The sequence below is a fragment of the Paenibacillus sp. FSL H8-0122 genome (assembly GCF_038005345.1).
In the GTDB taxonomy this organism is placed as follows: Bacteria; Bacillota; Bacilli; order Paenibacillales; family Paenibacillaceae; genus Paenibacillus_AQ.
In genome coordinates this window covers 6498074-6511517 of record NZ_JBBOTB010000001.1, presented here as the reverse complement: position 1 = coordinate 6511517, position 13444 = coordinate 6498074, and the positions used below count along the sequence as shown (strand labels likewise).

General features: G+C 44.4%; 11 protein-coding genes, 1 other RNA gene and 1 pseudogene. 9 read left to right on the top strand and 4 right to left on the bottom strand.

Features of this window, described 5'->3' with window-relative positions; genetic code table 11:
• The first annotated feature begins 36 nt into the window (after positions 1 to 36).
• From smpB to NSS64_RS27720, 3 genes and pseudogenes are all read left to right on the top strand, one after another.
• Entirely contained in the window at positions 37 to 516 is a 480-nt protein-coding gene (smpB, locus tag NSS64_RS27730; protein WP_036690100.1) for an SsrA-binding protein SmpB, read from the top strand.
• A 203-nt stretch (positions 517 to 719) separates the two neighbouring features.
• Positions 720 to 1084: a transfer-messenger RNA gene (gene ssrA / locus NSS64_RS27725) on the top strand.
• Between the two features lie 90 nt (positions 1085 to 1174).
• Positions 1175 to 1771, top strand: a pseudogene (locus tag NSS64_RS27720) (Rpn family recombination-promoting nuclease/putative transposase); the annotation flags it as partial.
• 295 nt (positions 1772 to 2066) lie between these two features.
• On the opposite strand, the gene NSS64_RS27715 reads toward NSS64_RS27720, so the two are convergent.
• The gene (locus tag NSS64_RS27715; RefSeq protein WP_341142261.1) at positions 2067 to 2957 is read right to left on the bottom strand and encodes a GNAT family N-acetyltransferase; all 891 of its coding nucleotides are present in this window, start codon (positions 2955 to 2957) and stop codon (positions 2067 to 2069) included.
• Between the two features lie 299 nt (positions 2958 to 3256).
• Between NSS64_RS27715 and NSS64_RS27710 the strand changes: the two genes are divergently transcribed.
• A complete protein-coding gene (locus NSS64_RS27710) occupies positions 3257 to 3502 on the top strand; it encodes a hypothetical protein (RefSeq protein WP_341142260.1) in 246 nt (81 codons plus the stop codon).
• A gap of 388 nt (positions 3503 to 3890) precedes the next feature.
• Complete coding sequence (locus NSS64_RS27705; RefSeq protein ID WP_341142259.1) at positions 3891 to 4676, top strand: nucleotidyltransferase domain-containing protein; 786 nt, start codon at positions 3891 to 3893, stop codon at positions 4674 to 4676.
• Here the strand turns inward: NSS64_RS27705 and NSS64_RS27700 are convergent.
• On the bottom strand, positions 4618 to 6519 hold the full coding sequence (locus NSS64_RS27700; RefSeq protein WP_341142258.1) for an alpha/beta fold hydrolase: 1902 nt from the start codon (positions 6517 to 6519) through the stop codon (positions 4618 to 4620). The genes NSS64_RS27705 and NSS64_RS27700 overlap by 59 nt on opposite strands.
• A 60-nt stretch (positions 6520 to 6579) precedes the next feature.
• On the bottom strand, positions 6580 to 7146 hold the full coding sequence (locus NSS64_RS27695; RefSeq protein WP_341142257.1) for a TetR/AcrR family transcriptional regulator: 567 nt from the start codon (positions 7144 to 7146) through the stop codon (positions 6580 to 6582).
• A 129-nt stretch (positions 7147 to 7275) separates the two neighbouring features.
• Between NSS64_RS27695 and NSS64_RS27690 the strand changes: the two genes are divergently transcribed.
• The 3 genes from NSS64_RS27690 to NSS64_RS27680 all read left to right on the top strand — a co-directional run bounded on the left by NSS64_RS27690 (position 7276) and on the right by NSS64_RS27680 (position 9753).
• Positions 7276 to 8529: a mechanosensitive ion channel family protein gene (locus NSS64_RS27690; protein ID WP_341142256.1), complete on the top strand. Its 1254-nt coding sequence runs from the start codon at positions 7276 to 7278 to the stop codon at positions 8527 to 8529.
• A gap of 166 nt (positions 8530 to 8695) precedes the next feature.
• Complete coding sequence (locus NSS64_RS27685; RefSeq protein ID WP_341142255.1) at positions 8696 to 9151, top strand: hypothetical protein; 456 nt, start codon at positions 8696 to 8698, stop codon at positions 9149 to 9151.
• Entirely contained in the window at positions 9148 to 9753 is a 606-nt protein-coding gene (locus NSS64_RS27680; protein WP_341142254.1) for a PIN domain-containing protein, read from the top strand. Before NSS64_RS27685 ends, NSS64_RS27680 begins: the two co-directional genes overlap by 4 nt.
• Before the next feature lie 189 nt (positions 9754 to 9942).
• On the opposite strand, the gene NSS64_RS27675 is transcribed toward NSS64_RS27680, so the two are convergent.
• Positions 9943 to 12357, bottom strand: coding sequence for a TOTE conflict system archaeo-eukaryotic primase domain-containing protein (locus NSS64_RS27675; RefSeq protein ID WP_341142253.1), 2415 nt, complete (start codon positions 12355 to 12357; stop codon positions 9943 to 9945).
• A gap of 139 nt (positions 12358 to 12496) precedes the next feature.
• Between NSS64_RS27675 and NSS64_RS27670 the strand changes: the two genes are divergently transcribed.
• The gene (locus NSS64_RS27670) at positions 12497 to 13414 is read left to right on the top strand and encodes a VOC family protein (RefSeq protein ID WP_341142252.1); all 918 of its coding nucleotides are present in this window, start codon (positions 12497 to 12499) and stop codon (positions 13412 to 13414) included.
• Positions 13415 to 13444: the final 30 nt, after the last annotated feature.

The following is a 13444-nucleotide window of genomic DNA, read 5'->3' as shown; positions in this document are numbered from 1 at the left end:
AGGATTGCCGGGAATTCGATTCAAGGAGTGACGCTCATGGGTAAAAAAGCAGACGGGAAAGTGCTCGCCCAGAACAAAAAAGCTTCCCATGACTATTTTATTGAGGACACCTACGAAGCGGGTTTGGTTCTTACAGGAACAGAGATCAAATCGCTGCGTAATGGCCGCGCTAACATTGGGGATGCGTTCGCTACGATCCGTAATGGCGAGATTCATATCCACAACATGCATATCAGTCCTTTTGAGCAGGGAAACCGCGCCAATCCTACCGACCCTACACGCACACGTAAGCTGCTGATGCATAAGGAGCAGATACACAAGCTGCTGGGCTCGTCCAAACGGGATGGCTTCACCATTGTGCCGCTTAAGATTTATGTGCGTAATGGCTACGCCAAGCTGCTGATTGGTCTGGGTAAGGGGAAGAAGGAATACGACAAACGGGATTCCGCCGCGAAGCGGGACGCCCAGCGTGATATCCAGCGTGTGCTGCGCGACAAACAGAAGGTAGCCAGATAGACTGACTTCTGCACCCGGCGACAGGTAGTTCCAGATTCAACCTTCAATTCCTTTAACCTGCGTGTTAAAGTGTTGATAAATGTGCTATACTGGGTAAGTAGATTTTTTGCTTCTGAACAGCCATCTTAAGTCAGATCGCTGTGTACCGGATCAGCATTTGTGCTTGTCATTGATCCGTTAATCCGAAGCGCCCTTTCTAATGAGGGGCCGTTCTTGGATTCGACGGGGATAGTTCGAGCATGAGTAGCGAGTAGTGGGGACGCGTCCGCTTCATCAACGCTAAAGCCTATTAAACGGCAAACAACAAAACAACTACGCTTTCGCAGCCTAAGAAACTGTGTGCGTGCTTCTACTCTGCATCGTCCATGTGACAGGGCTAGGGGCTAACAAATAGTGGAATACGCTGTCTCATCTCCGCCTGGGGTGAGCTGAAGAAGATAATCAGGCTGACCCGAAGGGGACCCGGTTACGGGGGGCTTCTAGGGTGACATCAAAACTGTAACTACACTCGTAGAAGCTTATGTGCCGTTATCTTCGGACAGGGGTTCGACTCCCCTCGGCTCCATATGGAGTAAAGTAGAAGACACCTTTATGGGTGTCTTTTTTCGTTTTAAGTATTTTCCTTCAAAGCCTATTTTAAATGAAAAATGTTATAATCCTTATTGATATAGAGATGCAGCTTTTTAATAAGTACGATATAGAGAAACGGACGCTGTTTTATTGGAGTAAACGGTATGCCAGCCAGCTTAATGAAGGCGAGAAGTATCCAGAGTTGAAAAAATGCGTAACGATCAACATTTTGAATTATTCGTTCCTGAAGAATGACCAGTACCATAACGTATTTCATCTGCGGGAAGACCGGACAGGAATATCGTTAATTGACGACATTGAGGTTCATTTCTTGGAGTTGCCGAAGTTGGATGAACGCAGCGTTCCATCTGAAGGCGGATTGATCAATTGGCTGTTGTTTCTGAAAGGTGCCGATACATCACACTGGGAGGTGCTGAAGATGAATGAACCGGGTTTGAAAAAGGCGATGGATACTTTGCAGTATTTGAGTCAGGATTCAGAGGCCAGACGGTTGTATGAAGCTAGACAGAAATATCTGCATGATGAAGCGTCGATGCTGGGTAGTGCGGAAATGGCAGGTATAAAGAAGGTGGCTAAGAACATGCTTGACCTGAATCTAGACACATCGATTATTGTAAAGGCCACTGGATTAACGGAGCAGGAGATCAATGCTTTGAGGAAGTAAGGAATGAGGGAGCATCCTATGTGCGAATTCTCCCTTTCTATAAGTTAGGCAAATTATATAATTACGGGGGCTTCTAGGGTGACGTCAAAACTGTAACTACACTCGTAAAAGCTTATGTGCCGTTATCTTCGGACAGGGGTTCGACTCCCTAGGCTTCATATGGAGTATCAGTGAAAGGCACCTTGTCAGGTGTCTTTTTTCATTACTGTGAATGTTTTAAAATTATCTTTTTCCGTCAGGTCAATTACGCGGTTACACAGGTATCCACTTGTTCGCTGCTGAGCATTACTTTTACTTAAAAAGACCTACTCCAACAGTAACTCTTTGACGTTTGTTTGAAGCCTATGCTTTTGTACCAAGGATAAGGTTGTTTATCAGGGGCAACAAAGACGATATCCGCACCAAGTTCTTTGCAATTCTTCATGGATTCATAGATACATGCTTTGGCTAATCTCTGATGTCTATACTTTTCTGCTGTCGCCAATGGTTCAATAAAGGCTGCCTTTGTATCCGAATCGAACCACATTCCGCAAAAAGATGCATAGCTTCCATCTGGGGCTACAGCGACGGAGCAGATCTCTTGTCTATAGTCGAGCCATGCATGTTTTATAGGTAAATAGACATCATCATCATAGGCAGGTGGTTCTCCTTCATAATTAAATGCTCTCCACAGTAAATCATTCAGTTTCTTGAAGTTGTACACTTCTTGTAGGCTCTTTATTTCAAATCCCACAGGAATAGGGACATCTTGTATCGGTTCGGATAAAGAGTATGTCAGAGTCCTGCCTTCGTCTCCCTTGGTGTATCCGTTGGCTTCAAGGCAAGCTTGTAATACATCTCCTTCATTTGCACCAATGTTTAAATACGTATTCCCGTTGTCATCTGTACCTGCAAAGGTACTTTCTGCATATTGGAGCAAGTCTGGACAAAGCTCAGCATATTCAGGGTTAATATAAATGATTGCATCACCATACCAAGGACTGTCAAGTGAAACCCTTCCCACAATTTCACCGTCATCCTCCCAAATACCGATCTTTTCTGGATGAAACATTTCAAAACAGGGATGTTTTGAAAAGCAATCCCAGGTCACCTTTCCCATGTTATTAAACTCATATTTGCTTTTTCCAAGTGCCTTGCTTATTTTTTCGATGTCCCCGTCTTTAAAAGTTCGAAAAGTTATCCCCATGAGTATTCTCCTTGTTAGATATAATTAAGTTGTTATATATATTTAATTCTATATTTTGGGTGTCCGTAGTGCGAGAGAAAGAATGGATAATATCCATTTTTTATCTAAGTATAGTTATTGTATGTTTGTTATGGATTAAAAATAAGGAATGCGATAAGTATGTCAGAACTATAGGTATACCCGTAGAAGTTTATGTGGCATTATATACTCCAAAGATCGGGTGGAGGTCTAACTCTGGTTTAGACTATACCAACCGATATGCTATAATAATAGTAATTATTTAACCGGAGGTGTCCAAGATGCGATGGGATGAAGTTCAGGAGCGGTTTCCGAATGAATGGGTCGTTCTTGAGGCGACTAAGGCCTATTCTAAGGAGGGCCAGCGTTTTATTGAAGAGATGTCTGTGATCGATTCCTACGAGGACTCTACCAAAGCATTGAAGCGGTATAGTGAATTACACCAGGAAGACCCTCACAGAGAGTATTGTTTTTTTCACACCTCCCGTCCTGAGGTTGTAGCACGAGAACGATATGTCGGGATTTGAGGGCCTCGGCTTCATATGGAGTATCAATAAAAGTCACCTTTAGGGGTGTCTTTTTGTTTTATTCTATCAAACTCGGAAAAGATGGGAATTTCTCATTCTCCAGCATTCCTTTAATTTGATCCTCCAGTATGTGCCAAGGCTCTCTGAGTTTTGAATGCATTGTAATTCCTTCTCTGCGGTGAGAAGGATATCTCGCTTGGCGAATATATGACCCGAACGACTTCATCCATAGGTTCTCCCCTCACTAACAAGTTATTAACCCAACTATACCAAATATCCCTTTACGGGGGGCTTGCGGGAATTTCAAAAGTGGAATATTATTTAATTATAATTAACGTATTAGCTTACTAATTAATGTTTATATTAACTTTATTGGAGCGGATGTATTATGTATCCCCATCATCAAGCTGCCATTGATGCCATCACCAACAAGCTTAAAGCCAGACCCGACGTACAAGGGATTATCATCGGAGGTTCCGTGGCGCATGGCTTTGCGGGCGAAACCTCTGATATCGACATTATGATCGTCCTTTCTGAAGAGGATTACCAGAAAGCTTGTTCCATCCATAATCTTGGGTATTTCGAAACGGAATCCTGTTCTTATAAAGGCGGTTACGTGGACGGGAAAGTTGTATCCGCTTCCTACATCAAGCAAGTGGCCGAATCCGGCAGCGATCCTGCTAAGTTCGCATTCCAGGATGCGTTCGTCACGTATTCCAATATTGAGGGGCTCAAACAGTTGGTCCAAGACGCTCCCCGATATCCGGTGGAGAAAAAGGCTGAGAACATGCAGAAGTTCTATGCACAATTCGAAACCTGGAAATGGTATTATTACGAAGGACTGAAACGAAACAATCGTTTATTAATCGACTACTGTTTGACCCACTATGCCTTTTTCGCAGGTAGGTTGATTTTGGTACACAACGAAACGCTGTTCCCTTCTTATAAGTGGTTCTTAAAGGTTCTGGAAGGTGCCCAAAAGAAGCCGGAGAATTTGTTGGCGGACATCCATCGGGTACTGGAAGAACGAACGCCGGAAGCCGTCGAGAATCTGTACGAGAGTATTGTGGAATTTAATAACTGGTATCAGGCAGAGCATCATTGGACGGTTCAGTTCATGATGGATAGCCAGCTGAACTGGATGGACGGACCGGTTCCGGTTCTCGATTTATAAACAGTTCCGCTAACACATAACCAGCCGTCTCCCGTGGATGGCTAAGCGGAAAATGATGACCATACGGAACAACATCAACCTTACCAAGCTGCACTGGAGCAGAATAGCGCCGATCTTGATCGCCCCAGATAATATGAAGATTAGACCCCGGTACTTTGGTGAAATCCCCCTGATAATTTTTCGACAGGAAACGGTTGAGCTGAAGAGTTGTATTTAAAATTCTAGGCGAAGTGAAGCTACTGCGTACTTTGGCAATATAATGTTTCGGAATGCTCTCTGTGGTTTCAAACAGACCATGACCAATTAAATAACGTTCTAATGAATTAGCTGTTGCTAATTTCAATGCCCACTTGTTCAACAATTGAGGAGCATTGAACGATTTAGAATTTTTTTTGGCAACAGGTGGCTGAAGTAAAGTAATAGTATTCTTCGTATCTAGGTACTCTCGCGCTAACGCTTCCAGCAGAATAACCGCTCCGAAGGAATGGCCAATCCAATGTGCGCCATGAGCAGCTTTTCCTGATAACTCCTTCACTACATTCAAATATAGATCCAGAAGATTCTTCTCCCGCTTAAAAGGGGAACGTCCTAAACCCGGGAGATCTGGAATCCATACGGGTTGACCCGTTTGTTCATGAAGCTCTTGCCCTAAAGAAAATAAATCGGCTCCATCACTGAACAAACCGTGGAACAAAATAAAGGGCCTGCCCTCTCCTTGTATTTGATACATCACAGTGTTTCCGATTAAGTTTCGTTCAAATGTATGATTATGCTGGTCATTTGGGTACATCAGGCAATAATCCAAATCTGCTACTACGGCCGGGAAAAAATTCATCACACTCGTCTTAGTAAACCAATCTTCCCCCATATTTTTTTTCGGTAAATCATTTGAAAACGTTCTATTTGTAATAAAATTCAGTCCATCCGATGGAATTTGTGTGATTTTACTGATTCCACTGTTCATAAGTGCCTTCATGAGGCGAAGCGGCACAGAGATTGTAGGTGCGGCCATATTCATACTCTCTGACATAATGCCTAATAATTCAGAGATATCCGGGTCCAGCGGTTGGTCTGGAACAAGTGTATAGGTTTGAATAGACGATGACTCCCGCTTAACAACCTGAACAATCAACTTCGCCAGCGCATCGTTTGCAATTAGCGGTAATTTATACCCTTTGCCTCCCGGAATAACTGGCATCAGCCCTCTGCGCATACTCTCCACAAGCAAGCCTAAGCCTGCAACCTGCTCCGTACTCCCTGTTGTACTGCTGCCGACTACAGTTGGCGGATTAATCACAGACAGCGGATAGCCTATTGCCGATGCCTGCTGGCGAATATACAGATCTGCTAGAAATTTTGTTCGTTCATACGGATTTTTTATTTTCAAATAGTCGTGCCCTTCTTGGAACACATCAATCGCAACCTTGCTATTAGTATCATCAAAGGGGGACATATATCCAACTACATGAATAAATTGCTGCAAACCTTTCAATTGGTGGATACGTTTAGCGAATTCACTGATATGCTTGGCACCGTTTAAAAATACAGAGGTTGCCTCTTGCGTTGTCGCTTGAATATCCATTTGTCCGCCTGCGTGAATAATAACATCTGTGTTCAATACCCTATCCTTATCTTCATCGCTTAAACCTAAATCTGTTTTGGTCAAATCACCTTCAATAAAGTGCATGGCTGCCTCGTTTAAAATACCTTGTTTCTGAAAAACACGTGTTGCTTTACCTTTCGACCGCACTAAAAGAAAAATCATAACATCTTCTTTAAGAAGCTCCTCCACGAGTTGCCTCCCGATAAAACCTGTTCCACCTGTTAATAATATTGTTCTCACTTCATCTGCTCTCCTTTTTAGTACTGAATGGTACTAATAATGTGTAAAAAAAATGCTTCTCTATCGAAGCAAGTTGAAAAAGTGGCTGGCTGTTCTCGTGATCACCGTTGCATCCTTCAATGTCTCTGCAAGAAACAGCGCTCCTTCCAGATTTGTTATAAAAAGTGCCGCTACCTCATCAATATGAATCGTATCTCTAAACTCGCCTTTTTCTGCTCCTTGCTTAAGTAATAGAGAGATTTTCATTTGTAATCCTGTGAAAAAGAGACCTATTTTTTCTTTGATGTGCGTAGCTTGTGCCGGAGTTTGAATATAAAGCGTAATAAACGGACAGCTCCCCTTATAGTCTCTGGACTGAACTCCCTGCGATAAATGCTTTAAAAACATCTGGACACGATCTTCAACGGATAATTGGTTCTGAGAGAGGATTTGATCTATTGCTCGCTCATACGTTTCAATCCAATAATCCACGACCCCTGCTAACAACTCTTCCTTATCAGCGAAGTGATAATACACATTCGATTTTGATACTTTGCTTACACGTACTAATTCATCCATGCTGGTATAAGCAAATCCCTTTTCTAAAAATAAGGCTGCCGCGACTTCAAGCACACGTTTTTGATTCATTACTTTTACCTTTGTCATGACTAGAACTATACAGTGCTAAATTGAGCGTTGCAAGTATTTTTATTTTTGCATAACCCCTAATTATCCTCTATAATTGTAGGCTACTATGCACCCAGTCAGGAGGATATGATGAATTTTATACAAGAGCACCTAGCAGGATATGGAATGAGCGAGCAGATGGTTGTGTATCTCTCGAACATCATTATGGTTTTATGTATTGCTTTACTCTCTATAGTGGCTAATCTTGTAGCCAAAAAAATTGTGCTGAGGATCATCATCCATTTTATTAATAACAACCGGTATACGTGGGATAATATCTTTTTGGAGAAAAAAGTATTTCACAAGCTGTCGCATCTCGCTCCGGCCTTTATCATTTATTACGCCGCGCCTATTTTTCCGCTGTATCAGTCTTTCATTGTAAAGTTCGCCTTAGCTTATATGATTATTGTAACGATCACGGTGTTTAATGCCCTGCTTGATGCTATCGATGCTATTTATCGTACGTATGAAGTGTCCAAGATGAGACCGATCAGAGGCTACATTCAGGTTGCGAAGATTATACTGTATATTATTGGTGCGATTGTGGTGATTTCTAACCTCATGGGTCAGAATCCGCTAATTCTGCTTAGTGGACTGGGCGCGTTATCCGCTGTTCTGATGCTGGTCTTCAAAGATTCGATATTGGGCCTCGTGGCAGGTATTCAATTATCTTCTAACGATATGGTTCGTGTAGGCGACTGGATTGAAATGCCTAAATATAATGCCGACGGCAATGTAATTGATATTACGCTGAATACGGTAAAGGTGATGAATTTCGATAAAACCATTACCATGCTTCCGAGCTATGCCCTGATCTCAGACTCTTTTAAAAATTGGCGGGGGATGGAAGCCTCCGGGGGCAGAAGGATTAAACGAAGTGTCTGTATTGATACAAGCAGCATATGTTTCTGTACCAAAGAAATGATTGAGGAGTTCCAAAAGGTTCACTATCTTAGCGATTATGTCCTGACAAGATTAGATGAAATTAACGCCTATAATACGGAACATCATATCAATATGGAGAGCAAAGTGAATGGGCGACAGCTAACGAATATCGGGGTGTTCCGGGAATATGTCCAAGAATATCTGCGCAATCATCCCAAAATTCATAAGGATATGACGCTCATTGTCAGGCAGTTAGCACCAGGAGACAGCGGACTGCCTTTAGAAATTTATGCGTTCAGCAATGAGACTACCTGGGGTGTGTATGAGTCCGTCCAGTCAGATATCTTTGATCACATTTTTGCGATTATCCCTCTGTTTGGACTTCGCGTTTTCCAGAACCCGACGGGCCAGGATATTGTTAATTTAAAAGAAAGTAGGGAGTATTCGGCGGGATACTGACCATAAATCGGTTAAATGACTTTGGCAAGGAAGAAGACTCAGTAACATCAAAATTGTAGTGAATACACTCTAGGTCTTTATGAGTTGTTGCTGGTGTGTTTGTTAATACCAATCATACTTTATTTTGTGTATAATTGGGTACAAAGATCTTAAGGATGGTGAGATTGTGAATTCAAATTCGTTTGATATTCTCATAACAAATGATGATGGAACAATCGCAGTAGTTGAAGTAAAAAATCGTAAAAATCTCAATATAGAAGATGCAAAAAAAGTAAGAAGAAATATCATGGCTCATCAAAATTTAAAGTCTAAGTATTTTGTTTTGGTTTCTCAGGATTATGGATATATATGGGATAATGAGGATTCACATCAAGTTTTGAGCAACCCGCTCATTAGCTTTTCTATGCAAGACGTTGTGAGCCGTTACTATAAACAAATGAGCACTAATGAAAACCGCCTTAGGGAAAATGAATTAGAGATAATTGTAACTCAATGGATAAATGATCTTGTAAGAGCGAATGAAAGCCGTAATTTCACAAGTGAACCTGAACAAAAGCTGTTGGAAGGTGGCTTTATTGATACTATAATTGGTGCAAGAGTCATCTCAGAGGTACAAGGATGATTGTATATGTAGAATCAAATTTTATACTTGAATTAGTTCTTGCACAAGAAGAGTCAATATCAGCAGAACGGATTCTTCAACTTGCAGAAAGAGATGCCATTAGCCTGCTATTCCCTTCTTTTTCATTAATGGAACCTTTTTGGACGATACAGGGCAGGGGGAAGCAACGGAAAAATGTTCAACAGTCCTTAAATAAGGAATTACAACAATTACAGAGATCTCTATATAATCAAGAACTGGTTTCCTTACTACAGCCATTAACAAAAACAATCGTTGATGTCGAGATTAAAGAGATGGATATGCTAGAGAAAGTACTGAGTCGATTACTACAAGTTGGGCAACAGATTGATATTAATAAGAACATTTTTGATGAATCCATACGTTATCAAGAGGAATTAGGTCTATCACCGCAAGATGCAATTATTTATTCTTCGATAATCGCCAGTATAAAGCAACAAAATGGTGGTGAAGAAAAAGTTTTTGTAAGCAGAAATTGGAAGGATTTTGACCAAGAGGAAATTGTAGAAGAATTAAGAGCGTTTCAATGTAAATATTTCTCCAAATTTGATAATGCAGTTGAATATGTTCAATCAAGACTGTGATCCGTCTGAAGGCGGACTGGACAATTGGTTATTGTTCTAAAGGTGGATCGGGTTAGAGGTTGAAACTATTGTAAAAGCAGCGGGTCTCTCAGTACAGGAAGTAAAGGCATTAAGCCCACTGCAATAGTACAATTTTCAGATAAGAGTAAAGCCAGCCTGATTGTGTGGGCTGGCTTTTTCTCTCCTATCCTACAACTCCGCCCCCCGATACCCCATCTTCCGGTAACCCTTCACCCGTTTCTTGAACATCCCCATCAGCATGGGGACCTGGAGGTCGATATAATCGTATATTCTAACTTCTTCTTTGTTGACATGACTCCGGTGCAGGCGGCCGGCATATTGCTGTAGGGTGCCTGACCAGGAGATGGGATGGACCAGGAACAGGGTGTCCAGTCTGGCGTCATCGAAGCCTTCACCGATCAGCTTGCCAGTAGCAATAACGACCCGTTCCTGATCGTCTGGAATAGCGGCGATTTGGGTGCGGAGTGCCTCGCGCTGTTTTTTGCCCATGCGGCCTTTCAGTACAATGACGTTCTTGGCAAAAGCCTGCAGCCTCTCTGCAAAATACTCCGCATGGGCCGTTCGTTCAACTAGCAGCAGGGGAGAGCGGCCTTCGTCCAGACAGGTGAGCAAGTCGTCGAAAATAAGGGTGTTTCGCTCCTCATCCTGCGTTAGCTGCTGATAGATCTCTTGAATCCCGGCAGCCTTGTCTTCTGACTTGAGCTGAAATGTAGTATACCGGGGAACCACCCTAAGGGAGAATCCTCTGGAACTGCTAAGGGTTTTGGCATCGATCTTCATGATCACCGGGCCAAGCTGAAACCGGACAATGGCCTCCTGACCGTCCTGCCGTTTAAGGGTAGCCGTTAAGCCGAATACATACTTGGCCCGGACTCTTTGCAGAACCTGCTCGAAGCTGTAGGCAGATACATGGTGGCACTCATCCACGATGACTTGTCCGTATTCACTTACAAGGGATTTAACCTCTCCTTTGTGGTTGAGGCTCTGTATGACGGCGATGTCGATGATGCCGGTTGGTTTGTTTTTGCCGCCGCCAATCAACCCGATGGCTTGTTTCGGTACATCCAGAAAAGTGCGCAAGCGCTCCTGCCATTGCTCCATCAGCTCCCGGCGGTGCACCAGAATGAGAGTATTTGTTTTTCTGGAAGCGATCACGCTGGCGGCAACGACCGTTTTACCGAATGCGGTGGCTGCGGAGAGAACGCCTATATCCCGGTTCAGAATAGCTCTGGCTGCTGTATCCTGAAGCGTGGTTAGGGTGCCGGTGAACTCTGCCTCAATAGCTGTACCGGATGAACGTTGGTCCTCCACAGACACTTGGACTGCATATTCTTCAAACAAGGATAACACCTCTTGCAGGCATCCCCTTGGCAGCACTACAGCATTGCCCAAATCCTCTGCGCAGGAGATGACCCGCGGTTTGCCGTAGGTGGAGAGCCGCATGGCTTGTGCCTTGTGGAACTCGGGGTTGGAGAAGGAAGCTATTCGCATTAAAGCATGAATGGCACTTGAAGGCAGCCCAGACTTGGATATATACAGGCGATCCGACTGTAGAATCTGTATTTCCGCAGGGAGGGTTTCTGGCAGAATCGCTTGCCTATTACTTTTATTCTGTTTAAACAGGTTCAATTCATCTGCTTCATCATCGGACCCGGCTAAAATATTGTCATTGCCAAACAGCCCGCGCTCCCCGTGCTTGTGTATAAAGCTCCAGACCTCGTCCCCGCTCATTTTGCCGATTCCGGATAGGGCGCTCCATTGGTCCTCATAAGGTTCAAAATGCTCGTCCACAAAGACACTGTTCCCCTGTTTTCGGGGTCCACCTTGAAGCGGGAGCGCAATGAGGTTGCCGAAGCCGCCTTTGGGCAGTGTATCCTGATTGGGGAAAAGCCGGTCATACGATTCCATGCCAATCTGGTATCTGTGATTCATGGTCAGACTCAGCAGGGTCATTCCAAATCTTCTGGCTGTAGCCGCCTCAATCTTCTGACTGAAGAAAATCCAGATATGCCCCCCGTTGCCAGAACGCGAACGTTCTAATAGGGCAGGGACTCCATGGTTACTACATAGCTCCATCACGGCAGTAACATCCTGCTTCCAATCACGCTTGTCGAAATCTATGGCGAGCAGCCAGCAGGTCTCATCTGGCAGCATAGGGTAGATCCCAATGGTCCGGTCTTGCCTTGCATCCAGATGGGTGGATAGGACTTCAGCGGTGAGCGGCATGAAGCTCTGATGCTTACATACGGAGCATTTCACGCGGGGCTTCTCACAGACAGCAGTCCACTCATTGGCACATACGGGCGAGTACCCGGATTTACCTTGCTTGTTGCTCCAGCGGATCGGGTACACATCTTCTCTGCCGCGAAAATAACTTTTATATAGAGCCAGTTTGTCATCTACGGTGGAGTACTGATGAACATTCGATTCTGCAACAGTAACCTCGCCGCTGGATTTTTCGGGAAAAGTGGTCATTTCGCCTTCCTCCGCATGTCCCAGAAGAGCTTTTAACCGGATAATCTCCAGCTTAAGTTCCTTGATATGTGCCAGCGCTGCCTTGTATTTGTCCTCCATATTGTCCATTGATAGGTCCTCGTGTTTTCTTTATAGTATACCTTGAAAGAAAATAAAGAATAAAGCAGTCTCCCTGTAGTGTATAATAAAGCAAATTAAAGCCCCTATCCCTGGATCGGAACGGACAGGAAGCTGAGGAGGAATCGTTGTGGCCAGCATCAGACAGAGAATTGTCCCGCATCTATGGTATGACAAGGAGGCGGCAGAAGCCGCCCGCTTTTATGCTTCTGTGTTCCCGGAGTCCAAGGTAACGAGTGTGACCACCCTTCAGGATACGCCGTCCGGCGATGCGGATCAGGTCTCTTTTGAGGTCTGGGGGCAGCCATTCATGGCGATTAGCGGGGGTCCGTATTTCAAGCTGAATCCGGCTGTATCTTTCTTTGTGAATTTTGATCCTTCACGCGAACAGGATGCAGCAGGCAGACTGGGTGAGGTGTGGGACAAGCTGTCGGAAGGCGGTACCGCCTTGATGCCGCTTGGCAAGTATCCATTCAGTGAGCGGTACGGCTGGATTCAGGATAAGTTCGGAGTGTCCTGGCAGCTGATTCTCACGAACCCGGCAGGGGAGGAGCGGCCTGCAATTATTCCATCCCTGCTGTTCGTCGGGGATCAATGCGGGAGGGCGGAGGAGGCGATGTCCTTCTATCTGTCTGTATTCAAGGATTCACGGCAAGGTCTTCTTACCCGCTACCCTGCGGGCTCTGCGCCGGATCAGGAAGGGACGGTAATGTTCGCGGACTTCATGCTGGAGAACCTGTGGTTCACGGTCATGGATAGTGCGCATAATCATCAGTTCAGCTTCAATGAAGCCGTCTCCTTTATGGTATCATGCGATTCTCAGGAAGAGATTGACTACTACTGGGACAAGCTGTCCGCAGTTCCTGAAGCCGAGCAATGCGGCTGGCTGAAGGATGCCTTCGGCATCTCCTGGCAGATTATTCCTGCGGAGATGAATGAGATGATGGAGAAGGGCACACCGGAGCAGCTGGCGCGTGTGACGAAGGCTTTTCTGCAGATGAAGAAGTTCGAGCTTGCGGAGCTGCGTAAGGCCTATAAGGGAGAATAAAAGCGGCAACTTGCTGGAATACCAACACAA